This is a genomic window from Porphyromonas sp. oral taxon 279 str. F0450, from assembly GCF_000292995.1.
GTDB classification, from domain to species: domain Bacteria; phylum Bacteroidota; class Bacteroidia; order Bacteroidales; family Porphyromonadaceae; genus Porphyromonas; species Porphyromonas pasteri.
This window is the reverse complement of record NZ_ALKJ01000033.1, coordinates 1-25012: the sequence shown is the minus strand read 5'-3', so window position 1 is coordinate 25012 and position 25012 is coordinate 1. Positions and strand designations below refer to the sequence as shown.

The following is a 25012-nucleotide window of genomic DNA, read 5'->3' as shown; positions in this document are numbered from 1 at the left end:
TCCCCTCCCCATATCCCCGTATGTATAAGCCTACCGTCGTCTACGAAGACAACCACCTCCTCTGCGTCAGCAAGCGCCCCGGCGAAATCGTCCAGGGCGACAAGACGGGCGATGAGCCGATGAGCGAAGCCCTCAAGGCTTGGCTCAAGGAGAAGTACAACAAGCCTGGCAACGTGTACCTCGGCGTGATCCATCGCTTGGACCGCCCCGTGGGTGGGCTCGTCCTCTTCGCCAAGACGTCGAAGGCACTCAGCCGCATGAACGAGCTCTTCCGCACGGGAGACGTCTCGAAGCGCTACTGGGCCGTCGTCACCGCCCGCCCGCCGAAGCACTCCGACACCCTCGAGCAGTACCTCGTGCGCAATGAGTCGCAGAACAAGAGCTACGTAGCTCGCCAAGGGGCTGCGACGCCTGGCGCCAAGCTCGCCCGCCTCTCCTATCGCCTACTGGCCTCGGGCGAACACTATCATCTCCTTGAGATCGAGCTCCACACGGGCCGTCATCATCAGATCCGTTGCCAGCTCGCTGCCCTCGGCTGCCCTATCAAGGGCGACCTGAAGTATGGTGCACCTCGTAGCAACCCCGGCGGGAGTATCAGCCTACTTTCCAGACAGATATCCTTCACGCACCCCGTGAGCAAGGAAGCCCTCACGCTCACAGCTCCCGTGCCCGACGAACGGCTATGGCATGACCTCGAAGCCACCATCGCGCAGTAGGTTTGGTGAATTGAGAAAGTAGTATTACCTTTGCAGTGCTCAAGCGAAAAGCAGAGCATTTATATGGTGGTTGTAGCTCAGTTGGTTAGAGCACTGGATTGTGGTTCCAGGTGTCGTGGGTTCGAATCCCATCTTCCACCCCCAAAACTGAAGAGTGCTTGGCTTATCGAAGTCAAGCACTCTTGCTTTATATATACACATACCCTCACGCCGCCTCGATGCCCCACGTGCAGCACCTCTATCTCTTCTCTCGCCCTACGGACGGAGAGGATCAGCAGCTCAGAGCCCTCCTCTCTGAGACGATAGGCACTGCACCGAAGGTAAGTATCACGGACACTCCACAGGGCAGGCTCTACAGCTATCCTACAGAGCGAAGCGTGAGCGAGACGGAGCTACGCCGTGAGCTCCTCACCCACCTCATCCCTTGGGGGCGCACCACACACAGCGCCTTCTACCTCCCTGCCTCGAGTGCCACAGCCGAGGTCACGCACGTCGCCTTCGACCTCGACGGCACGCTCACAACGACGGAGCTGCTGCCCGAGCTGGCCCGTCTCTTAGGTCGCTCGGAGGAGATGACTGCCCTGACCGAAGCGGCTATGGCAGGCGCCACACCCTTCCGTGAGAGCTTCATGCACCGCACCGAGCTTCTTCGTGGGCTCTCCCGTGAGGCCCTTCACTCGGTCATCCGAAGCATCACGCTCCCCACCGACACCACGCTTCTCCTTCGTGAGCTCTCTCTCCCTACGGCTATCGTCACGGGGGCTTACCAGCCCTTCGTCGAAGATATCTGTGAGCGAGTTGGGCTCTCCGCCTTTGTAGGGAGTGCCGTACGCTATACCGCTGATGGCGACTTCGACGGACTTGATCCCGAGGCTATCATTGATGCCGAGGGCAAGCGTGCCTTCCTCGAGGAGTGGACTGCAGGGGCGCTCGCCTCGACACTCTATACGGGCGATGGTGCCAATGACCTTGACGCCCTCGCCGCCGTAGGGCACGCCCTCTTCTACACCGCACGGCACGGAGACCTGCGTGGTCTCGTCCATCAGATCCTCTCCGCAGACCTCCCACCCCTCTTCCCGACTACACGATGAACATCCGCCTCGACGAGAGCTGGCGTACCGCCCTTGCGCCTGAGTTCGACAAGCTCTACTTCAGCATCCTCACCGACCGCATCCGCCAGGCTTACCAACATGAAGGCCCTATCTATCCCCCTGGAGGGCTCATCTTCCGTGCCCTCGATGCCTGCCCCCTCCCCACGGTGCGCGTCGTCATCTTAGGCCAAGACCCCTACCACGGTGCAGGGCAAGCCGAGGGCTTAGCCTTCTCCGTGCCAGCGGGCGTCCCTATACCTCCGAGCCTCATCAACATCAAGAAGGAGATCGCCTCCGACCTCGGCCAGCCCTCGATCATCCCTGACGGGCACCTCCTGCCGTGGGCGGAGCAGGGAGTCCTCCTCCTCAACACCACCCTCACCGTCCGCGCCGGTATGGCAGCGAGTCATCAGGGCCTCGGCTGGGAGACCTTCACCGATGCCATCATCGAGACGATCAACCGCAGCTGTGACCACGTCGTCTTCCTCCTCTGGGGAAGCCCTGCCCGACGCAAGGGAAGTATGATCGATCGCACCCGCCATCTTGTACTTGAAGCACCACATCCCTCCCCACTCTCGGCCCATCGTGGCTTCTTCGGATGCCGTCACTTCAGCCAGACGAATGCCTACCTCACCCAGTGGGGCAAGGCGCCCATCCGCTGGTGATACGCTCTATATTGAGTATATCAATATACCTATATAAAGTTCCGTGCTTTCTGTGGAAGAATTAATAGTATCTTTGTAAAAAAGATATTAAACGGCTCGCCACATTGCCCCTCGGCGCACCGCCTCACTATACAAAATAGAGCATTACAGACATGGACGTATTACAGATACAGAAGGACCTGATCGGCATGCAGGACTATATGAAGAACTTCGCGCGTACGCTGACGAAGGACGAAGCCGATGCAGAAGACCTGACGCAAGACACTACGCTGCGCGTCCTAAACAACTACGATAAGTTCGTCGACAACGTCAACTTCAAGGGGTGGGTGCTGAAGATCATGCGCAATATCTTCATCAACAACTACCACAAGCTCGTGCGTACGCAGAGCTTCATCGACCCCAACGTCGACGCTTACAACGTACCTCTGCTTAGCGAAGGCGGACACAACACCCCCGAGGGCTCCATGGATATCAAGGAGATCACGGGGGCTATCGCCGAGCTGCAGCCTTCACTCAAGGAGCCTTTCTCCATGTTTGTCGCTGGGTATAAGTACAACGAGATCGCCGATACCCTCGGCATCCCCCTCGGTACGGTCAAGAGCCGCATCTTCTTCGCTCGCCAAGAGCTCCAGAAGAAGCTCCGCGATATGCGCTAAGACTCGCCCCTGTTTCTATCACCATCACATATAGACTACGCAAGTATGAGTAGAGAACATCGCCGCTGCCTCATCATCGGCTCCGGCCCAGCTGGCTACACTGCAGCCATCTATGCCTCACGTGCCAACCTCTCCCCACTCCTCTACGAAGGCATCCAGCCTGGAGGACAGCTCACGCAGACCACGGATGTAGAGAACTTCCCTGGTTATCCCGAGGGTGTCACCGGCCCAGCGCTCACCCAGGACCTCCGCAATCAGGCTCTGCGCTTCGGTACGGAGATCCGATCTGGTCTGGCGACGAAGGCTGACCTCTCTAAGGCTCCCTACGTCATCACCTTTGAGGAAGGTGTCGAGATCGAAGCCGATACGGTCATCATCGCTACGGGTGCTTCCGCTAAGTACCTCGGCCTGCCCGACGAAGAGAAGTACGCAGGCATGGGCGTCTCGGCCTGTGCGACCTGTGATGGCTTCTTCTATCGCAATAAGAAGGTCGCTGTCGTCGGTGGCGGTGACACGGCCTGCGAAGAGGCACTCTATCTGGCGAGCCTCGCCTCGCACGTCTATATGATCGTGCGTAAGGACTACCTCCGCGCCTCTGACATCATGCGTCAGCGCGTCGAAGCCAACGAGAAGATCACCGTCCTCTACGAGCACAATACCGTGGGCCTCTACGGTGAAGATGGCGTCGAAGGCGCACATCTCGTCAAGCGCCTCGGCCAGCCCGATGAAGAGCGCGTAGACCTGCCCATCGATGGCTTCTTCCTCGCTATCGGTCACCACCCCAACTCCGAGCTCTTCGCTGACTACGTCGAGGTAGACGAAGTGGGCTACATCAAGACCGAAGGGCCTACGCCTCGCACCCGCGTCCCTGGTGTCTTCGCCGCTGGCGACGTCGCAGATCCCCTCTATCGTCAGGCGGTCACCGCTGCAGCCTCAGGCTGTAAGGCCGCTATTGAAGCTGAGCGCTACCTCGGCGAACACGGGCTCTAAATCACACTCCCCTATACGCGCAGCGCCCCTGCCCACCATCGGTGAGCAGGGGCGCTGTCATTATATAGTCTTCGTCCCACTCTACGGGGGGACATAAAAGGAAATACCCCCAAGTCCTCGTAATTGGACCTGAGGGTATCTCCCTGAATCTAATTCCTTCTCTAAGCTCTTCCTCTTGGACTTGAACCAAGGACCCTCTGATTAACAGTCAGATGCTCTAACCGACTGAGCTAAGGAAGAGTACTTAATGCAGCGTCAGAAGGGGCTCATTCGTCTCGCCCATACTCGGGAGAAGCTCTTCCTCTTGGACTTGAACCAAGGACCCTCTGATTAACAGTCAGATGCTCTAACCGACTGAGCTAAGGAAGAGTATTACCACCTTCTTTGTTGCGGTTGCAAAGGTAATACAACTTCTTCATATACGCAAACGCCTCCCCCACTTGCCCGCAACTCTGCAGAGTTCGAGAGCACAAAGCCTGTCATCAAGGGAGCTATCAGCGAGTGCACCCCATCCCCTCAAGCTCCGCCACCTCCATAGCTTAGCCTTCTCTACAGCAAGGAGATAGAAGATGAGACAAGGAAAAGACAAACTATCTTTGCACCCAGCGAAGCGATCGTATTTACCTATGGCGCGATCACTTCAAGCTCCGTACGTTCGCTTTTTGCAGCAAGCCCCACTCGACTTGAGTGGGGCTTGTACTATAAGGATTAGCCCTATGCTCTGGACAGAGGATAGGGCTAATCGGAGCGACGTCCCCTATTCGGAGTACCTCGCAACACAAAGTTAAGGATTATCTTTGCATTGTCAGCACGCCAGCAAACTATAAGCGCGATAACTTCAAGCTCCGCTGGTCTCTGGGTGACACTTCATGGTGGAGTCACGGAGTCATCCGTGACTCCATTCCCTTTTCCCTCGCCGCACATACCACAGGCTCAGCACACAGATAGCATCTATCCCACGATAAGAAAACAACACCAACCTACATTGGTCAGCGAGTCAACCTATATAGGTCAACCCAGAGACCTATATAGCTTCACATCACCATCTGATTGGCAAACCATACCCAGCCGGGCAGACAGAAGTGGTTTACACGATTACACCTCTCCGAAGTGATACACAAGCCCTTCGCCTTATCGCGAGTATTCCTCTTATTCAGCAGAGGGAAAAGTGCCATTCTCGTGAAGAAAAAAGCGTCTTCCCGTAGTGGTATTCTTCTATCTATGCACGTAGTCTTAAAGACCAGGCACGTAAATCCAAATATCCACGTACGTAGATATTAGAGCCACGTACGTAGCCCAAACTTATCTGCTACTCGTCCACAACTTTTATCTATGCGCGGAGCAACAACCTATTACTATCACCACCAAATGTACAGTAGTAAATAAGTCTCTGTTGTGATTAGCTTTCAGATTCCGTACCTTCACACTTGCTAATACAGCAGACCCTACAAAGGAGTCTATGGAACAAGCACTTAGCTGAAGGATTTAGAAAGAGAAAAGCCCGTGGATATCCACGGGCTTTTCCTTTACTTGGCGACTTTTCCGATCTAAGATCTCACAGCATATCGAAGAGGTCAGGGAGCTGAACGGCATCGGTCGGCTTGCGCGAAGAGAAGTGCTCCATCATACCAAACTGCTTGTCGGTAAGCGTCATAATCACCACCTCGCCCTCATCGGGAAGCATCGCCTTGACCCGACGCACATGCGTCTGTGCCTGCTCCATACTCGCACAATGGCGCATATATATGGAGTACTGAAACATCGTGAAGCCATCCTTCAGGAGCTCTTGGCGGAAGCTGGTAGCCGCTTTGCGCTCCTTAGGCGTACTCGTAGGCAGATCAAAGAAGACAAAGACCCACATGATGCGGTATTCACTTAGGCGCTTGGCTCGCATGACAAGAGAGGGTAAGCCAAGCGGCGGGCCTCCCCCGTGAAGCAACGCAGGAGCGAGGTCGCGGTCTGCGTCGCTGCCAACATCAGCGGGCGTCGCTGTCCTTCGATCTCCACATCCAGCGTCGGGAGGGCGAGTAGTCGTGCCTTGATCTCCTTCGTCAGCTCCGTAGGGAAGCCCTCCTCCTCACAGATCTCCACGACGAGCAGATCCACATAGGGGCGATAGGGCTCCATGATATCGTCTGCCAGACAATAAGCATTATACTTATTGTGGTGATGAATACCAAGTGTCGGGAGGAGGCCACAGCCGACGAGGGCCCGTGCGATGATGGCTCTGAGGATGGCATAGCCGTAGTTCAGGAGTGAGTTCGGAGCGGCCTCCTCTCGCTCCCACACAAAGCCCGGGAGGGAGATGAAGAGGTTGCGCCAATAGAAGGCTACTGCCCGCGCCTCGAGATTGTCTGCATCCCCGCTCTTGACCTGTCGGGACCAAGCGAGCATATTCTTCGCAGGCTCTCCCAAGACGGTATGCAGGGCATGGGCTTGGTTGAGGATCTTCGCCTGCACCGTCTGTTGCCAGAGCTGCTTCCTCAGCGGAAGCGAGGCATCGAGCTGTGCACGGAAGCGCTCGGTCTGGAGCGTATGCCCGTCCAGCGGGAGGAGTAGTCCCGAGGGCATGTGCGTCGCTGAGCAGGTCACGATAGCACAATTATTCTCGAGCAAAGCCCCTAAGAGGGCATGGGTGATCGTAATCTGTGGGTGATCGAGGAGGACGACCCCGATATCCTCTATCGGGATCGTCCGTACCGTCGTCTCACGATCATCCAACGGCTGCCGCACCTCCATCTGCTTGAGGCGCAGAGAGAGGTAGGCAGGATTGCCGATATAGATCGTTCGCTTCATCATGGTAGCAGGGGGGCATCAGAGCAGAGAGATCCGTCCGAGAAGGTCGACACGCACCTTACGGATATTCCTCTCCTCATAAGCTTTCAAGCTTTGCACACGATGAAATTTAGGAATACGCCCCGAAGTATTCTTATCATCTGCCACACTCGTCTCCAAATGATATCTGAATACATAGTATGAGGAAGACATCTTCTGCACACGGTAGAGATGTTCACTGATCTTGCGATAATTCTGTGCTTCGAGAGCTCGCTGAAGCTCCTCATCCGACAGACCAATGACGACCATCTCATCCTGCTGAAGGGAGTCAACAAATACCCAATCGGAGGGTGGAAGTAAGCTCAGCACCTGCTCGGGGATATCCCCGCGCTGTAGGACTTGCTCCATGACCTCACGCGGATGCGTAATGACTAAGGGGATCCCATAGCGTGCACGGTCTACAGCATCCCAAAAGGTCACGATAGACTCCACGAGCTTGCCCTTAGGAGTACGATAGAGGGCGAGGTGATGATTACTCGCCGACTTTACAAATGCGGTGGGCTCTCCCTTCTCATCGAAGCACATGGGAATAGCCTTATCCAAAGACAGTGTTTTCGCATAGCACCGCACAGAGCGCACCTCCTGCTTCTTATCCTTATCCAAGCAAAGTGGAGGAATAGGTGCCCCCTTCTCTCGAGACTTAAGCTCTTGATTATACGTTGTGATGAGTTCACGAAGGTGCGGATCTACGACCTCCCCCTTAAGGTCATGCAAAGGATAGCGCTTGACAATACGCACCCTCCCTTGGGAGAGGATCTTCCCGTAGAATGATGCCTCCATAAGTTCTCCTCGTGGTACCAGCACGCCCCGCTGTACACAGGAGACTTCTCGACCATCAGCCATCTTCTTACGATAGATATTGCGTCCGCGGGTGACGACGCGCTGCCCTGGTCGGTAGGAGATGAGGATCTCGGCGACCTTATCGCTGACTGTCCGCACTGAGAAGTGAGGACGCTGGGTCAGCCAGCGCTCTAGGTTAGAGAGCCTACCGGTCTCCGTCGCCTGCTGCTCCTGGGCTTCCTGATCTTCCTTCTTCTTATCCTCCCGCCCAAACTCAGAGCTTAAGCGGTTGAGTCGCTGAATGTAACTCTGACGAGTACATGCCACGACGAGAGCATCGATAGCGTGGTGGCGGTGGTCCATGCGCTTCGACCAATTTGTGATGTGAAGCTCCTCGGTCGCCTCACCTTCCCGAGATACGCGCTCGGTCTCGCCCATCGAGTCGTAGCGATCGAGGTTGAGCGTATGGAGGATCTTACCATAACCCCAGAGGCTACGAAGCCGAGCCGTCACTCCACCCTCGCTCGCGGAGACACGGCGGATACCCTGCTGGAGGATAGCCATAGCTTGGCGAGAGATGTACTGCGTCAGACGTAGCTGGCGCTCGAGGAAGTCGGAGGGGATATCTTCCTTCAGCCAGCGTAGGCGCTGGTGCTTGCTGTAGGAAATCTTCTTCTCCTTCAGCAGGTCATTGATGCGCTTCATATACTCGGCTTCCCTACCCTTTGCTCGGATGTACTCAAGAGCGGTGCGATTGCCCTTCTCCTTATTGCATCGGCGGCAGGCGCAGGTCTTATTGCCGTAGGAATCATCGTAGAGGACGGACTTCGGGATGATGTGCTCGACCTCCATACCTCCTTCTCTGAGACACTGCTCCTCTTCAATTGACCGACCACAATACAGACACTGGCGTCCAGCCTCCTTCCACAACATGTACTTTTGGATGCGAGGCTTCGTCGGATAAAGCCCACACTCACGGATCTTCGCAGCGACTCCTTTATTACGCTCCTCCCGATCCTTGTTATTTCGAGCCATACGCTCACGCTCCTCGCGGGACATCTTCAGCTCACGCGCCAGCTCGACACGGACTTCATCGATGCCGTACTCGGCCTTGAGCGCATTGACAAGGTTGATCATCTGGTTGAGGATCTTCTCAACGAGGGGCTGACGCAGCTCATTGCGCTGCAGCAGCGGTATCTTCTCCAGAAGTGTGCGCTCAGTGATCTCTTCGCTGGTAGGGCTATTCGAGTGGCGGTAGCCGACGGCTGCGCACGCCTCGCTATAGCCCAGCCCCTGCTGTAGCTGGGGGAGGAGCTTGCAGATGAACTTCGCGGACTTATTCCCATAGCCAGGCTTGACGAAGTCCAGACGATAGAGCTGATCCAAGAGCCCGCCGTCCAGGTCCTCCTCCTTCATGCCGAGCTGCGTGATGAGAGCACGGCGCATCGCCTCACGCTCCTCGATGGAGTAGAGGATGTGCCACAGGCGGTAAAGGGGCTTGCGGACGTAGCTATCGGTGACGACAGCGACCTCTCGCTCGGTGACCTCGCCCGTCTCTTCGTCGGTGAGCTGGACGGTCATCATACGCGTCTCCAGCTCCATATCGAGGAGGTGGTGATACTGCGGATAGGGCTGCAGAGCCGAGGCGAGAGCGACCCGCGTGCTATTCCCCTTCAGTCCACTCTTTGAGGTAAGCTGATCTGCGATGAGCGCCTTCTCCTTGAGAAGCTTCTTCAGCGCGGCGAAGGATAGCGAAGCACTTGACTGGAGATGTGCGACGATCTTAGCACGCTCCTCGGGAGTGATGTCGCACGGTGAGCCGTTGGGACGGGTCAGACGGATATTATTCACCGCCTCATAGATGCAGCAGAGCTGGAAGAGGGGCGAGGACTTCGGAGCGACCTTCGGGCCGAACTTGACCCTGCGCTCGACGAGCTGCCAACCGCCCTTGCCGTCGTCCTGCTGGACGCGCATCACCCTCTCCTGCTTCTCGAACTCGCACAGTGAGACCAGGTGCTTGCAGGACTTCAGCGGGCGCTGCATGAAGATGACTTCATCGCGTAGCATCCGGATGAACTCGTCTGTGAGGATATCGGGATAGTGCACGCGCTGAACCGCCATGATCTGATCGTACTCATCAATGTAGCACTGACGGGAGAAGATCTGATCCTTGATGCGGTAGCTGATGCCGCCCGTGGGGCTCTCACTCTGATTCTGACGGAGCTGCTCGGCGAAGTACTGTCCCACCGTCTTGTGCTCAGCCTGGAGCTTCTCGTCATTCGCACGGATACCAGCGAGGTAGGCACTATTCGAGTCCTTCTTCTTCTCTCCCTCATCACCGACGATGGCAGCGGCATCACTCTTGACATGCCGGTAGCCACGCTTCTGATTGATGTGGCAGAGCACACGCCCCAGCTCGGGCAGCGTCAGGCGCCGACCAGCTGTAGCGGCCCGCTCGCGGAGCTCCCACAGCTCCAGCAGAGGGAGCTGAATGAGTGCGGCATCGGGGAGCATCCCGACCTTCTCCAGCTCCCGACGTAGACGGTAGCGACGCAGCTGATAGCGGGCAAAGCCTCGGCGCATCGTACGGCGCGCCGTCCGCTCTTGGCTCGCCGTGAAGGCTGCCCCTGCGTTAAAGGCTTCAATTGCTTTGGTAGCATTATTTAAGGGGACGACACGGCTCCCCATACCTAAGATTTCGGCAGGATCTCCCTGCGCATCGAGGGCGATAAGGCACCACCCTATTGATCCTACTCCGAGGTCAAGACCAAGTACATGTTTGCTCATAAGCATTGGTTGTGTTGATATTAAGAAAAATGGCTACATTTGCAGTAACGAAATCTGAAAGCTAATCACAATAAGGATTTATTCCGTTGTGAGAACATCCAGGGTGGGGCCTCTTAAGTGAGGTTCTCACCCTTCTTTTTTGTGATCAGACCGAGAGGTCAGGCCACTACGATCAGCCGTAGTACTGAAACAAATGTAGCAACTTCCCCGCTGTCGAGCAAGCAACACCGCATCCATGAGCGACTTACATCTCACAGGAGGGCTCACCATACACCCACTTTCCCTACACCAAAAGTGAGCTATCCTGAGGCTGCTTCTCCGCGAATTCGGGGTATATACGATGCGAAGACAGTTTACCTTTATTTACTACATACTATTATACACGAACATATTTCCGCGAGAAAACAACATATCCATACATTTTCTCGTTGTAGTTAAGGTAGGAGAAGAAGCCCGTCTTACACTCCTTCCCTAAGTACAATTCATTTAACGGAACCATTACTGCGGAGCTGGATAGCTCGGTCTACCCTCCCTCCGCCTCATCATCAACTACAAGTAAAATGGCTACAAAACAATCAATTCGCCGACTCGGCATCCTATCTCTTCTCCTCTTCTCCTTTGCCTTAGTGCTCAGCTCTTGCGGTGGCAAGAGTGACCTGCCAGGCGGAGAATTCGGCGGCTTTGGCAGCGCAGACCTGAAGCAAGAGGTCTCGATCAGTGCATCCGCTCCGATCAGCGTCCACTTCACAGCCAACCCCGAAGGGGGATCTGACATCTACCGTGACGGCAAGCTCGTCTCTCAGACCATCTACAACTCCGAGTGGAGAGACCCCATCGCAAAGTCCTATCGCACGACCTTCACCCACAAGGGTTCGGGGCTATATGTTGGTATTATCGTACGCAGACCCGATAATAGTAATGGTCCTGCATCCATCAAGGTAAAGACGAGCGTGAAGCAGTATAGAGGGAACAAGTACCTCAAGACCTACGAGAAGGAGGTAACACTCACCTCTTCACAGTCATTATCAAGTGAATTTTACAAAGTCGAGGCTAACGGCAACTAGCCAAACGACCCCGACTTAGAAGGGCCACACGCTCTCTGACGCATTATTCCAAGCAAGATCCCACTTGACACCGCTCCATCCGAGGGTGCATCAAGTGGGATCTTCTCTTTTCGAGGAGAAGGTACAAGTAATGAAGAGGTGGGCTTGCGCAATGATCCCATATATCGGTATATGGGTGCATGGGTAGAGCTATATAGCTTTGTGAAGTAACCTCTATTAGGTTGTTGCTCCGCATAGGGATAAAAAGTTGTGAACGAGTGGCAAATAAGTTTGGACTACGTACGTGGATCTAATATCTACGTACGTGGATATTTGGATTTGCGTGCCTGGTCTTTAAGACTACGTGCGCAGACAGAGAAAAACCGCTACGGGAAGGCACTTTTTTATTCACGAGAAGGACACTTTCTCCTCCGCTGAATAAGAGGAATACGCGCAATAAGGCGAAGGGCACTTCGGAGAGGTCTATCGGGGAGCCGGGTGTGCGACACCTTAGCACTCTAAATAGAGAACAGGACTCGCAGCAACAGTCTTCACATAGGCAGTCAGCCGTCTGACCTTCGCCGACCGCCCGCGTAGAGGCGGGAGATGAGGCGAGCTTTGACTAACTTTGTAAGCGTAATTCAAAAAGACAGAGACAATGGATAATACAAGAATGAGCCGAATCAATCGACTCATCCAAAAGGAGATCAGCGACCTCTTCCGCATACAGACCCAGAGCATCCCCGGCACACTGATCACCGTGACGTCGGTGACCGTGAGCCCCGACCTCAGCATCGCTCGTGTGCGCCTGAGCATCTTCCCCTCGGATAAGGCCGAAGAGCTACTCGAGTCAATTCGCTCCAGCGCAAAGACCATCCGCTATGACCTCGGCCTGCGCGTAGGTAAGCAGCTGCGTAAGCTCCCCGAGCTGACCTTCTTCATCGATGACTCACTCGACTACCTCGAGCGCATCGATAGCCTCCTCGGGCTGAACGACAAGTAACGACCTCCCCACTCCCCGCCCCTCGTCCGTGCTCAGCTTCCGCATAGCCCTCCGCTACCTCTTCAGCCGCACCCGCCTGCATGCAGTGAACTATGTGACGGCACTCTCTGCCGTCGCCATCGCTGTCGTCGCTATGGCGCTGGTGGCTGTCGTCGGCGTGTACAATGGCTATGTGGCGATGATCCTCGGAGCTACAAAGCAGGTCGATGCCGACATCGTCCTAAGAGACACCGAGGGCGGAGTCTTCGACCTGAAGAAGTTCCCCGACTACCGCACCAAGCTCACGAAGGCTGGTGCCGAAGCGATTGCCCTACGCCTGGAGAGCAAGGGACTCCTACGTGTAGGGGAGCAGCAGTGGGTCGTGGATGCCGTCGGGGTGGACTCGGCCTTTGCCTCCGTCTACCCGATGGGGCGTGCAGCTGATGTGCCTGAGCTCCACTCGGCGACGACCCTCGTAGACGCCGAAGGTGCACCCATCACCCCCATCCAGCTCGGCGCAGCGATTCAGCTCCCGCAGGATAGTAGCCGCACCGAGCACAATGGTCCCGCTGCCGAAGTCCTCTTCCCCAAGCGCCTCGGCTTCACCAATCCCTTAGCCCCTGCCTCGTCCTTCCAGAGCCTCGAGGCACGGGTCATCGGGCAGTATCAGCCCACGAGCCAAGAGACGGATGCTGCGATCTACCTCCCCTTAGCTGACCTGCAGGACGTACTCGACTATGAGGAGAGCGAAGTATCGGCTCTCGGCATCCACCTCCGCTCAGGCGTCAAGACCTCCGAATTCAAGCAGCAGGTGAAGGCACTCTACGGCGACCGCCTTACCGCCCTCGACCGCGAAGAGCAGCACCCAGACCTCTCCTACCTCATCCGTATGGAGAAGGTTATGACCTATCTCATCCTACTCTTCATCCTCCTCCTGGCGGCCTTCAACGTCGCCAGCTCGCTGGCTATGCTCCTCATCGAGAAGCAGGACGACAGCCGTATCTTCACCGCCCTCGGTGCACCACCCAGCTTCACGCAGCAGGTCTTCCGCCGTGTGGGCCTACTGATCGCCCTCACGGGGACCAGCGTCGGCATGCTCCTCGGCTGGATACTCTGCCTCCTGCAGGCACGCTTCGGCATCCTCCGCTCCGGTAGCGGTATCGAGGCGATGGCACTCCCCGTGGATGTACGCCCGCTGGATATGCTCGTCATCTTCGTCTCGGTGACGGCGCTCTCCTTCCTCATCTCCCTCTACCCCACCCGTTTCTTCCGCCGCGGTTAGGCGCATTCCGCCCCATCGTCTTCACCTCTCCTATACCTTATTATATATAGGGTGGTGTGCTGTGCTCATGAATGCAGGGAAGGAGGGTGAAGTGAAAAGCAAAAGATTTGCCACGATACCGAGGGATAACACACGATTTTCACCAGCTATTTTGCCTTTCACACCCCTATTCACACATAGCGGAAAAGCCGTGTAGATGCGCTTCTTTCCTAAGAAATTAAAAGAAGCTACTACATTTGTCAAGGTAAAAATCATTGCATATATTTGCTGTGAAATCAAGGCTCCTACACGAGCCGTACACGCAAAACTATTAGATCGATCAGTTATGAAATCCGCTGAGATTTTAGCCTCGCTCGAGGCAAAGCACCCTGGGGAAAAGGAATTCCTCCAGGCTGTGAAGGAAGTTCTTCTCTCTGTAGAAGAAGTCTACAACCAGCACCCCGAGTTTGAAAAGGCAGCTATCATGGAACGCCTCGTAGAGCCCGACCGTATCATCACCTTCCGTGTACCTTGGATCGACGATGCAGGTAAAGTCCATGTGAACATCGGCTACCGCGTACAGTTCAACAACGCTATAGGCCCATACAAGGGTGGTATCCGCTTCCATCCCTCTGTCAACCTCTCTATCCTGAAGTTCCTCGGCTTCGAACAGACCTTCAAGAATGCACTCACCACGCTGCCTATGGGCGGTGGTAAGGGCGGTGCTGACTTCTCTCCTAAGGGTAAGAGCGACCGCGAAATCATGACTTTCTGCCAGAGCTTCATGCGCGAGCTGTGGCGCCACATCGGCCCTGACACCGACGTACCCGCAGGGGACATCGGCGTAGGTGGTCGCGAAGTCGCCTATATGTACGGTCAGTACAAGCGCCTTGCTAATGAGCACACGGGTACGATGACCGGTAAGGGCTTCACCTTCGGTGGCTCTCGCCTGCGTCCCGAATCTACGGGCTTCGGCGCTGTCTACTTCGTACAGCACATCTGCAAGCAGCACAACATCGACCTCAAGGGCAAGACGGTAGCTATCTCTGGCTTCGGTAACGTAGCTTGGGGTGTAGCTCAGAAGGCTACCGAACTCGGTGCTAAGGTCGTCACCATCTCTGGTCCTGACGGCTACGTCTACGACCCAGACGGTATCAACACCCCCGAGAAGTTCCAGGCGCTGCTCGACCTCCGCTCCAGCGGTAACGACGTCGTCTCTGACTACGCTAAGAAGTTCCCCAACGCTCAGTTCTTCGCTGGCAAGAAGCCTTGGGAGCAGAAGGTAGACATCGCTATGCCTTGCGCTACGCAGAACGAAATGAACGAAGAAGATGCTAAGATGCTCCACGCTAACGGCGTAACCATCGTAGCTGAAACGTCGAACATGGGTTGTACGGCCGAAGCTGCTGAGTACTTCGTAGAAAAGAAGATGCTCTTCGCTCCTGGTAAGGCAGTCAACGCTGGTGGTGTAGCTACCTCTGGTCTCGAAATGACTCAGAACGCTATGCACCTCTACTGGACCAACGAAGAAGTCGATGCTAAGCTCCACCAGATCATGAGCGACATCCACGAACAGTGCGTGGCTCATGGCCGTGAAGGAGACTACATCAACTACGTCAAGGGTGCTAACGTTGCTGGCTTCCTCAAGGTAGCTCAGGCAATGCTCGAGCAGGGCGTCCTCTAAGGAGCGACCCTTCCCTCAAGTTTCATAAGGCTTACAGCCCGCATTCCCCACGCTCGGGGAATGCGGGCTGAGCCTTTTTATAGCCCCAGCGAAACGACCGAGAGGAGGGAACTGAGAGGCGAGACTGATGCTTGGGCGGAAGAATGGCTTATCTTTGCGGGCAAACGGGAGCCGATGCTTCCATATCGCTTGCACAAGTCCTATGGCATATACTACCCTACTTCGCTGCACCCTCGTCGCAGCAGCCCTCAGCGCAGGCAACGCCTTCGCCAGCCCCACGACGGCGGCACCGCGGGCTAAGACGACGACCTCCGTAGACCAGGCTTACCGCGAGAGCCTCACCTATTTCTTCGATCGCCCGGCCACGAGCATGATGGAGGCGCTCCCCCTCGGCAATGGCCGCCTGGGGATGCTCTCCGATGGTGGCGTACAGCATCAGAGGATCACCCTCAACGAAAGCTCCATGTGGAGCGGCTCGGTCGACTCCACCGCTTGGAACGCCGAGGCCTACAAGCAACTCCCCGCCATCCGTAAGCTCCTCCTCGCTGGACGTGCTAAGGAAGCCGAAGACCTCATCTATCGCACCTTCGTCTGCGGTGGCGTAGGGAGCGGACGCGGACAGGGAGCGAATACCCCCTACGGCAGCTACCAAGTCGGCGGCTTCCTTCACCTCAATTGGGACAAAGCTCCCGAGCTCAGCGGCTACTACCGCGGGCTGAGCCTCAGTGAAGGCGTCAGCAGAGAGAGCTTCGTCGTCGACGGGCAAGCCTATCGCACGAAGCGTCTATACAGCGTCCTCGGCCGTGAGGTGCAGGTCGTGCACCTCACGAACCACAGCGAAGAGGCACGTCGTGACACGCTGCGCCTCTCCCTCTCCCGCCCCGAGAATGGGCACCCCGCAGCCGAAGCAGGCTTCTTGACGCTCTCGGGTCAGCTCCCCGACGGCAAGGGCGGTCGTGGCATGAGCTACGCCATCGTCGTACGCCCCGTCCTGCCTCAGGGCGGTACGCTCATCACCCGTGGCGATGAGCTACTCATAGTGAATGCCCCCACGGTCGAGCTCTACATCGCGCACAACACCAACTACTACGACAAGCGCCTGCCCGTCATGGCACGCAGCATCGAGCAGACGCTCCAAGCTAAGGCTGTGGGCGAAGCCAACCTCTTCGCTGAGCACGTCCAGCGCTTCACTGCACAGATGGACCGCGTACAGGCTCGCTTCCTCGGCTCTGACCCAGCACTCTCATCGCTGCCTATCCAGCGCCGTCTCATCGCTTACTACGAGCATCCTGAGCGTGACCCAGCACTGGCTGCCCTCTATATGCAGCTGGGCCGCTACCTCCTGATCTCCAGCACACGCCCTGGCGCTCTGCCTCCCAACCTGCAGGGCATATGGACCGAAACCATCCAAGCTCCTTGGAATGGGGACTACCACCTGAACATCAACCTACAGATGAACTACTGGCCTGCCGAGAAGGGTGCACTCCCCGAGACCGTCGGGGCGCTCACGGATTGGGTCGAGAGCATCGTACCCTCGGGTGAGCGTACAGCACGCACCTTCTACCGTGCTAAGGGCTGGGTCACGCACGTCCTCGGCAACGTATGGCAGTTCACCGCCCCTGGCGAGCATCCTAGCTGGGGCGCCACGAATACCTCTGCCGCTTGGCTCTGCGAGCACCTCTACAATCACTATCGCTACAGCCAAGACCGTGCTTACCTCGAGCGCATCTACCCCGTGATGCAGGGAGCAGCACGCTTCTTCCTCACGACGCTGGTCAAGGATCCCAAGAGCGGCTACCTCGTCAATGTCCCCACGACCTCACCAGAGAACAGCTACTACACGCCCCAAGGCAAGGCCGTAGCCGTAGCTGCAGGCTCAACGATGGACAATCAGATCCTGCGCGAGCTCTTCTCCACGACACGCGAGGCGGCGATGACTCTCGGTCGTGACCGCACCTTCGTTGACAGCCTCTCCACGGCACTGCGCCAGCTCAAGCCCACTACCCTCGGCCCTGACGGGCGTATCATGGAGTGGATGGAGGACTACAAGGAGGTCGAGCCACACCACCGCCACGTATCGCATCTCTACGGCCTCTTCCCTGGGAGCGAGATCACGCCACACGGCACGCCCGAGCTAGCCGAAGGGGCGAAGAAGACACTCATCGCACGTGGCTCAAGCAGCACCAGCTGGTCCATGGGCTGGAAGGTGAACTTCCACGCACGACTGGGCGATGCTGAGGGTGCTTATGAGGTGCTGAACATGCTCCTCCGCCCCGTCGACGCCATCGATCCCAAGACGAATAAGCCCTACGGCAGTGGTACAGAGCCCAACCTCTTCAGCTCGCATCCGCCCTTCCAGATCGACGGGAACTTCGGCGGCTCTTCGGGCATCATGGAGATGCTCCTCAGCAGTGAGACGGGCTGCATCATCCCGCTGCCTGCACTGCCCAAGGCATGGAAGGCTGGTAGCATCCAAGGCCTGCGCGTCATCGGCAATGCCACCTGCTCGCTCAGCTGGTCTGCAGGCGAGCTCGACCGCTTAGTCCTCGAGGCACACCACGCCTATCGTCACACGCTCCTCCTGCCTGGCGAAGGTCGTGGCTACGCCCTCCGACTCAATGGCCGCCCCTTAGACACGAAGACGCTCCTCCACCAAGGTCGCCTGCGCCTGCCCCAGATGCAGGCGGGTGATCGTCTGGAGGTCGTGAAGAAGGCCTAAGGAACGCACAAGCCACGCTATCACAGGCTCTCTCAAGAAGAGGCACACAAGTAAGGGGTACGAACCGACTGCGGTTCGTGCCCCTTACTTATTGGTCTGCTCATCGCTCCTACCGAGGAGCCTTGACGAACCTATATTGGTCGGCGGGCTGACCTATATTGGTCCGTGTGTGAACCTATATTGGTCGATGCAGCGACCTATATTGGTCAGCCCGCCGACCAATATAGGTTCGCACCACCCTCTACGATGAAGACGGGAGTACGGGGTATGGAAAGCCTCACGTAGTGGCTACGGAAGCGACTTAGAGCCTACAGCACAAGGTAGCTGAGCGAGATGTAGCTATTTGCTTCTTTAGCCGTATCTTTGTAGCCACTAGATAAGCGTAATAAAGCCTATGGTCATCAAGTCTGCAGAGTTCGTCATCAGCAATAGTCGCGTGGAGAAGTGCCCGACGACGGGACTCCCCGAATACGCCTTCATCGGGCGCTCCAATGTCGGGAAGTCTTCGCTCATCAATATGCTCACCGCACGCAAGGGGCTGGCTATGACCTCGCAGAAGCCTGGGAAGACGCAGCTCATCAACCACTTCATCATCAACGATGCGTGGTATCTCGTCGACCTCCCCGGCTACGGCTATGCCCGCCTCGGCAAGGATAGCCGTGATAGCCTGAGACGTATGATCGAGGACTACATACTGGAGCGCAAGGAGCTGGTACTGCTCTTCGTGCTCCTCGACTGCCGACACGAGCCCCAGAAGATCGACCTGGAGTTCATCCAATGGCTGGGTGAGGAAGGCGTCCCCTTCGCTCTGGTCTTCACGAAGGCCGACAAGCTCAGCAAGGGTCGTCTCGCAGCCAACGTCGAGGCCTACAAGGCCAAGCTTCACGAAGAGTGGGAGGAGCTTCCCCCGATCTTCGTCACCTCCTCGGAGGAGCGTATGGGGCGTGACGAGCTCCTCGGCTACATCGAAGAAATCAACACTACATTATAATAGACTCCACAAAGTAAGACAATGAAAGGAACCATTCTCGTCACTGGCGGTACCGGCTATATCGGCTCTCACACCACCGTCGAACTGATCCAGGCTGGCTATCAGGTCGTCAGCATTGACAACCTGTCGAACTCCAATATCGAGGTCCTTGATGGCATCGAAGCGATCACCGGCATTCGCCCCATCTTCTACGAGGCTGACTGCAATGACGAGGCAGCTATCGAGCGCATCTTCACGGCTCATCCCTCGATCCAGGGCGTGATCCACTTCGCTGCGAGCAAGGCTGTCGGCGAATCCGTACAGAAGCCTCTGCTCTACTACAAGAATAACTTGCTCTCACTGATCGTCCTCCTCGAGGCTATGCAGCGCCACGGTACCAAGGGGATCGTCTTCTCCTCGTCATGCACCGTCTACGGCCAGCCCGAGATCCTGCCCGTCACCGAGGAAGCGCCTATCCAGGTAGCCCTCTCGCCCTACGGCAACACGAAGCAGATCAATGAAGAGATCCTCAACGATGTAGTCTATGCAGGTGTACCCTACAAGGTCATCCGCCTGCGCTACTTCAACCCCATCGGTGCTCACCCCTCTGCACTCATCGGTGAGCTCCCCAATGGTGTGCCTCAGAACCTCATCCCCTACCTGACGCAGACCGCCGCTGGTATCCGTCAGCAGCTCAGCGTCTTCGGTGATGACTACAACACCCCCGACGGCTCTTGCATCCGCGACTACATCAATGTCGTCGACCTGGCGAAGGCCCACGTCATCGCTATCGAGCGTATGCTGGACGACTCCAAGGGCAGCGAGCCTCTGGAGACCTTCAACATCGGTACCGGTCGTGGCGTCAGCGTGCTGGAGCTCATCCGCACCTTCGAGGCTGTCACGGGCGTGAAGGTCCCCCACAAGATCGTCGGCCGCCGCGAAGGCGACATCGAGAAGGTCTGGGCTGACCCGACGAAGGCCAACACCATCCTCGGCTGGGAAGCTAAGGAATCCCTCGCCGACACGCTCCGCTCTGCTTGGGCTTGGCAGGAGCGCCTCATTGAGAAGAATAAGTAATATACCGCATCATGCGCGCCGAGGGGTAGGACTTTTATCCGTCCTACCCCTTCGTATGGTGCTTAGATAGAAAGAATATAGATGGAGAAGAACTTCAAGCGTACCCTCATCACCGCCGCCCTGCCTTATGCGAACGGCCCCGTGCACATCGGTCACCTGGCAGGTGTGTACATCCCCTCTGATATCTATGCCCGCTACCTGCGACTCCGAGGAGAGGAGGTGCTCTTCGTCTGTGGTAGCGACGAGCATGGTGTGCCCATCGCGATCAAGGCTAAGAAGGAAGGCGTGACCCCACAGGATATCGTCGACCGCTACGACGGGATCATCCGCAAGTCATTCGCTGACTTCGGTATCACCTTCGATACCTACGGCCGTACGACGAGCGCCACGCACCGTGAGCTTGCCTCTTCGATCTTCCGAACCATCTACGATAAGGGCGGCTTCATCGAAGAAGAGAGCGAGCAGTACTACGATCCCGAGGCCAAGCAGTTCCTCGCGGACCGCTACATCACGGGTACCTGCCCCCGCTGTCAGAATGAGCGCGCCTATGGTGACCAGTGTGAGTCCTGTGGCTCGACGCTGAACCCCACCGACCTCATCCATCCCAAGAGCGCTATCTCCGGTGCTACGCCTGAGCTCCGCAAGACAAAGCACTGGTATCTGCCCCTCGACAAGCACGAGCCCTTCCTCAAGCAGTGGATCCTCGAGGACCACAAGGAGTGGAAGAGCAATGTCTACGGGCAGTGTAAGAGCTGGCTCGACGGAGGCCTGCAGCCCCGTGCTGTGAGCCGTGACCTCGACTGGGGCATCCCCGTACCCGTAGAGGGTGCCGAGGGCAAGGTGCTCTACGTGTGGTTCGATGCGCCTATCGGCTATATCTCCAATACGAAGGAGCTCCTGCCCGACAGCTGGGAGAAGTGGTGGAAGAGCGAAGACACGCGCCTCCTACACTTCATCGGTAAGGACAACATCGTCTTCCACTGCATCGTCTTCCCTGCGATGCTCCGTGCCGAAGGCTCCTACATCCTCCCCGAGAACGTCCCCGCCAATGAGTTCCTCAACCTCGAGGGCGACAAGATCTCCACGAGCCGCAACTGGGCCGTCTGGCTCAACGAGTACCTCGAGGATCTGCCTGGTAAGCAGGACGTCCTACGCTACGTCCTCACGGCCAATGCCCCCGAGACGAAGGACAACGACTTCACGTGGCGTGACTTCCAGGCACGCAACAACAATGAGCTGGTAGCTGTCTTCGGTAACTTCGTGAACCGTGCCCTCGTCCTCACCTCGAAGTACTTCGACGGGAAGGTTCCCGCCCTCGGTGCGCTGACCGACTTCGACCGCGAGACCCTCGCAGAGCTCTCCACCGTCCGTGCCGCCATCGAGCGTGAGCTGGACAACTTCCACTTCCGCGAAGCTCTCAAGGAAGCAATGAATCTGGCACGCCTTGGCAACAAGTACCTCGCCGACACCGAGCCTTGGAAGCTGGCGAAGACCGATATGGAGCGTGTCGCCACGATCCTCAACATCTCCCTGCAGATCACGGCTAACCTCGCCATTGCCTTCGCGCCCTTCCTGCCGATGAGCAGCGAGAAGCTCTGCAAGATGCTCGCCATCGACCTCCCCGCATGGACCGACCTCGGCCGTAGCGACCTCATCGAAGCTGGGCACACGCTCGGCGAGGCCAGCCTCCTCTTCGAGAAGATCGAGGATGACGTCATCGAGGCTCAGATCCAGAAGCTGCAGGCGACGAAGGAAGCCAACGAGGCTGCCGAAGATCACGCTGCCCCCATCGCTGAGAATATCGACTTCGAGGACTTCCTCAAGCTGGACATCCGTGTGGGTACCGTCACCGAGTGCACGAAGGTGCCTAAGGCCGACAAGCTCCTGCAGTTCCACATCGATGACGGTCTGGGTGGCCGTACGATCATCTCGGGTATCGCTGAGCACTACGCTCCCGAGGAGCTGGTAGGCAAGCAGGTCTGCTTCATCGCCAACCTCCCTCCACGCAAGCTCCGTGGCCTCGAGTCGCAGGGGATGATCCTCTCCGCAGCCGATCGCACGACGGGCCAGCTCCGCGTGATCACGCCTCAGGGCCCGATCACCCCTGGTAGCGAAGTCAAGTAAGGCTTCGCCCCTCCCCTGATTATTCAGACCAAGAACCCACTTACATGAATAGCTCTCTCAAGACGAGTATCCTTAGCCCAGTACGCTGGGCAGGGGTACTCGTCCTCTTCTTCCTCTTAGGCTCCGTAGCCTGGGCGCAGAAGACGCCCCGTGTCACGCAACACAAGCTCCGTATCCTCCACACGACTGACGTCCACGGGAATATCTTCCCCTATGACTTCCTCAATGACCGCCCTGGCACAGGGAGTATGTCACGCCTCTCGACAGTACTGCGCGAGATCCGTCGTACCGACCCCGAGACCCTACTGCTGGACGCTGGTGACCTCCTGCAGGGCGAGCCCCCGACATACTACTACAACTACGTCGACACCCTCTCGACGCACATCGTCTCCTCGGCGATGAACTACCTCGGCTACGATGCAGTCGCCATGGGCAACCACGACATCGAGCCTGGGCATAGCGTCTTCGACAAGTGGGGGCGCGAGTGTAAGTTTCCCCTCATCGCAGCGAACATCATCTCCGACAAGACGGGCGAGCCTTACTTCAAGCCCTATCACGTCTTCACCCGTGCTGGGCTGCGTGTAGCCGTCTTAGGCTTCACGACGCCTGCCATCCCCCAGTGGGTACCTGCCCATCTCTGGGAAGGCCTGCACTTTGACGATATCCTCACCTCGGCAGCACACTGGGTACCCCTCATCCAGCAGCGCGAGAAGCCCGACCTCCTTGTAGTGCTGATGCACTCCGGGCTGGAGAATGACAACCCCGATTACCTCGAGAATGCTGGCCGTGCGCTGGCGAACAAGGGTATGGGCATTGACCTCCTACTCATTGGGCACGACCACCGTCAGGAGCTGGAGTGGATCCGCCCTGAGGGAAGCACGACGGACTCTGTCCTCCTCATCAATCCCGCGAACCATCTCGATCGTGTCGCGGACATCCAGATCACCGTACGCAAGGAAGGTGGCCGCATCATCTCCAAGCAGCTCGTCCCCTCCTTCATCTCACTCGAGGGTGTAGAGCCAGACTCGGTCTTCCTCCGCCACTTCGCCCAGGAGTACGCTGCAGTGAATGACTATCTGGCTACTGAAGTCGGTGAGCTGGCCTCCGAGGTGCGTGGCGAAGATGCCCTCTTCGGTACGACACCCTATATGGATATCATCCACCGTATGCAGCTCGAGTCGGTGGGCGCAGAGATCTCCTTTGCCGCACCGCTGAAGACCACTGCCGTCCTCCCCGCTGGCAAGGTCTATGTACGCGACCTCTTTAAGTTCTGCCCCTTCTCTAACTTCCTCTACGCTATGCAGCTCACGGGTCGTGAGATACGTGGCTACCTCGAGCACTCCTATGCAGGCTGGGCTGCGACCTCCATCACCGAAGATGGCGGGCTCATCCGCCTGCGCACTGGAGCACAGCCGACGGACAAGTATAAGACCTTCGTACCGCCCTACAACTACAGCGCGGCGCAAGGCATCGACTACACCGTAGACCTCTCCAAGCCCGAGGGCGAGCGTGTGACAATACTTCGCCTCACGGGGCATAGCGAGCCCTTCGACCTCGACCGCACCTATCGTGTAGCCGTCAACTCCTACCGTGCTGGAGGTGCTGGGGGGATGCTCACTACGGGCTCTGGCATCGCAAAGGAAGACCTGCCGAAGCGTATCGTCGGCGCTACCTCGCACGACCAGTCCTATTACTTAGCAGAATTCTTCCGCCGTCACAAGGTCGTCCGCCCCGTAGACCCGAAGAACTGGCGCTTCCTCCCCGAGGACTGGGCAAAGGCCGCCGCAGAGCGTAGCCGTGCCTTCCTCTTCCCTAAGAAGTAAGCCTTATGCGCCTTACCCCACTCCTTCTGCTCTTGGTACCTCTTGCGCTGGTACTCCTGCAGCTTCTCTTGAGATGGGGCCTTCAGCGCCACTCGGAGCTTCTCCGCTCGGCACATACGCATCGACCTCTACAGCGACAGGACGCACCTATCGCTGTAGAGGTCGATGTCGATTCGTCCCCACTCTTTGACAGTCCTGCTCCAAGAGAAGCCCTCCCCCACTACCTCGTCCTCGATACCGAGACGCAGGATATCCTCCACGAAGAGGAGGTAGGGATAGAGTTCGCACCCTCGCCGATTATCCTGCTCTCGTGGCAGGTGCTGGACGCTACAGGTGCCTGCCTCTCCGAGGAGACGCACCTCATCCTCCGTAGTGCCTCTATAACGGAGGAAGCTACCGCCCTACACGGCATCACGACGGAGCAGATGGAGTGTGAGGGCGAGGAGCTACGCCCCGTGCTGGAGCGCTTGCTCCAAGCCGTGAGCGAGGCGAAAGTACTCGTCGCACACAACGTCCGCTTCCATCGCACCCTTGTCCTCTCAGAGCTGGAAACCGTAGGGCTACCGACAGCTTCGCTGGAGGCACTCCCCACCCTCTGCACGATGGAGCGCGGGCGAGTCTTAGGATTCAAGCGCCGCGCTTCGGGCGAGGCAGCCTATCCCAAGCTCAGCGAACTCTTCGGCTACCTCTACCTACACCAGCCAGCCGTCCACGTGCGCTTCCGCCACAAGGGCCTGCGTGACATCCGCCTCTGCGCGGCTTGCCTTAGGCAGCTCATCGTGTAGCGCACTCCACGCATAGCTATAAAC

18 protein-coding genes and 3 tRNA genes are annotated in these 25012 nt (G+C 57.3%); 16 read left to right on the top strand and 5 right to left on the bottom strand.

Annotated features, from left to right (window positions below; all coding sequences use genetic code 11):
- Nucleotides 1-20: 20 nt before the first annotated feature.
- The 6 genes from HMPREF1323_RS07385 to trxB all read left to right on the top strand — a co-directional run bounded on the left by HMPREF1323_RS07385 (nucleotide 21) and on the right by trxB (nucleotide 4118).
- Nucleotides 21-716 carry an RluA family pseudouridine synthase gene (locus HMPREF1323_RS07385; RefSeq protein ID WP_009433528.1) on the top strand — a complete coding sequence of 232 codons (696 nt, stop codon included), beginning with the start codon at nucleotides 21-23 and terminating at the stop codon, nucleotides 714-716.
- A 65-nt stretch (nucleotides 717-781) separates the two neighbouring features.
- Nucleotides 782-860: transfer RNA gene (locus tag HMPREF1323_RS07380), tRNA-His, on the top strand.
- Between the two features lie 74 nt (nucleotides 861-934).
- Nucleotides 935-1807: an HAD family hydrolase gene (locus HMPREF1323_RS07375; RefSeq protein WP_009433502.1), complete on the top strand. Its 873-nt coding sequence runs from the start codon at nucleotides 935-937 to the stop codon at nucleotides 1805-1807.
- Nucleotides 1804-2472 carry a uracil-DNA glycosylase gene (gene ung, locus HMPREF1323_RS07370; protein WP_009433519.1) on the top strand — a complete coding sequence of 223 codons (669 nt, stop codon included), beginning with the start codon at nucleotides 1804-1806 and terminating at the stop codon, nucleotides 2470-2472. Before HMPREF1323_RS07375 ends, ung begins: the two co-directional genes overlap by 4 nt.
- 152 nt (nucleotides 2473-2624) lie before the next feature.
- A complete protein-coding gene (locus tag HMPREF1323_RS07365) occupies nucleotides 2625-3128 on the top strand; it encodes an RNA polymerase sigma factor (RefSeq protein ID WP_044115306.1) in 504 nt (167 codons plus the stop codon).
- A 45-nt stretch (nucleotides 3129-3173) separates the two neighbouring features.
- Nucleotides 3174-4118 carry a thioredoxin-disulfide reductase gene (gene trxB / locus HMPREF1323_RS07360; RefSeq protein WP_009433521.1) on the top strand — a complete coding sequence of 315 codons (945 nt, stop codon included), beginning with the start codon at nucleotides 3174-3176 and terminating at the stop codon, nucleotides 4116-4118.
- 166 nt (nucleotides 4119-4284) lie between these two features.
- On the opposite strand, the gene HMPREF1323_RS07355 is transcribed toward trxB, so the two are convergent.
- From HMPREF1323_RS07355 to cas9, 5 genes are all read right to left on the bottom strand, one after another.
- Nucleotides 4285-4358, bottom strand: a tRNA-Asn gene (locus tag HMPREF1323_RS07355).
- A 55-nt stretch (nucleotides 4359-4413) separates the two neighbouring features.
- Nucleotides 4414-4487: transfer RNA gene (locus tag HMPREF1323_RS07350), tRNA-Asn, on the bottom strand.
- Between the two features lie 1186 nt (nucleotides 4488-5673).
- Entirely contained in the window at nucleotides 5674-6012 is a 339-nt protein-coding gene (cas2, locus tag HMPREF1323_RS07345) for a CRISPR-associated endonuclease Cas2 (RefSeq protein WP_009433512.1), read from the bottom strand.
- Nucleotides 5994-6917: a type II CRISPR-associated endonuclease Cas1 gene (gene cas1 / locus HMPREF1323_RS07340; protein ID WP_009433508.1), complete on the bottom strand. Its 924-nt coding sequence runs from the start codon at nucleotides 6915-6917 to the stop codon at nucleotides 5994-5996. The genes cas2 and cas1 overlap by 19 nt, the downstream gene beginning before the upstream one ends.
- A 15-nt stretch (nucleotides 6918-6932) precedes the next feature.
- On the bottom strand, nucleotides 6933-10520 hold the full coding sequence (gene cas9, locus HMPREF1323_RS07335) for a type II CRISPR RNA-guided endonuclease Cas9 (RefSeq protein WP_198004378.1): 3588 nt from the start codon (nucleotides 10518-10520) through the stop codon (nucleotides 6933-6935).
- Between the two features lie 560 nt (nucleotides 10521-11080).
- Here cas9 and HMPREF1323_RS07330 point away from each other — a divergent pair.
- The 10 genes from HMPREF1323_RS07330 to HMPREF1323_RS09040 all read left to right on the top strand — a co-directional run bounded on the left by HMPREF1323_RS07330 (nucleotide 11081) and on the right by HMPREF1323_RS09040 (nucleotide 24988).
- On the top strand, nucleotides 11081-11584 hold the full coding sequence (locus HMPREF1323_RS07330; protein WP_009433524.1) for a hypothetical protein: 504 nt from the start codon (nucleotides 11081-11083) through the stop codon (nucleotides 11582-11584).
- A gap of 637 nt (nucleotides 11585-12221) precedes the next feature.
- Complete coding sequence (rbfA, locus tag HMPREF1323_RS07325; RefSeq protein WP_009433517.1) at nucleotides 12222-12566, top strand: 30S ribosome-binding factor RbfA; 345 nt, start codon at nucleotides 12222-12224, stop codon at nucleotides 12564-12566.
- 28 nt (nucleotides 12567-12594) lie between these two features.
- Nucleotides 12595-13827: an ABC transporter permease gene (locus HMPREF1323_RS07320; RefSeq protein ID WP_009433558.1), complete on the top strand. Its 1233-nt coding sequence runs from the start codon at nucleotides 12595-12597 to the stop codon at nucleotides 13825-13827.
- A 325-nt stretch (nucleotides 13828-14152) separates the two neighbouring features.
- On the top strand, nucleotides 14153-15490 hold the full coding sequence (gene gdhA, locus HMPREF1323_RS07315; protein ID WP_009433563.1) for an NADP-specific glutamate dehydrogenase: 1338 nt from the start codon (nucleotides 14153-14155) through the stop codon (nucleotides 15488-15490).
- 202 nt (nucleotides 15491-15692) lie between these two features.
- Entirely contained in the window at nucleotides 15693-18209 is a 2517-nt protein-coding gene (locus HMPREF1323_RS07310; protein ID WP_009433538.1) for a glycosyl hydrolase family 95 catalytic domain-containing protein, read from the top strand.
- Nucleotides 18210-18603: 394 nt separating this feature from the next.
- Entirely contained in the window at nucleotides 18604-19200 is a 597-nt protein-coding gene (yihA, locus tag HMPREF1323_RS07305; RefSeq protein ID WP_009433530.1) for a ribosome biogenesis GTP-binding protein YihA/YsxC, read from the top strand.
- A 21-nt stretch (nucleotides 19201-19221) separates the two neighbouring features.
- Entirely contained in the window at nucleotides 19222-20256 is a 1035-nt protein-coding gene (galE, locus tag HMPREF1323_RS07300) for a UDP-glucose 4-epimerase GalE (protein ID WP_009433559.1), read from the top strand.
- Between the two features lie 81 nt (nucleotides 20257-20337).
- Nucleotides 20338-22380, top strand: a complete 2043-nt coding sequence (gene metG / locus HMPREF1323_RS07295) for a methionine--tRNA ligase (protein WP_009433544.1) — start codon at nucleotides 20338-20340, stop codon at nucleotides 22378-22380.
- A gap of 44 nt (nucleotides 22381-22424) precedes the next feature.
- Nucleotides 22425-24203, top strand: coding sequence for a bifunctional metallophosphatase/5'-nucleotidase (locus HMPREF1323_RS07290; protein WP_009433531.1), 1779 nt, complete (start codon nucleotides 22425-22427; stop codon nucleotides 24201-24203).
- Between the two features lie 5 nt (nucleotides 24204-24208).
- A complete protein-coding gene (locus tag HMPREF1323_RS09040) occupies nucleotides 24209-24988 on the top strand; it encodes a 3'-5' exonuclease (protein WP_009433561.1) in 780 nt (259 codons plus the stop codon).
- The last annotated feature ends 24 nt before the right edge of the window (nucleotides 24989-25012 follow it).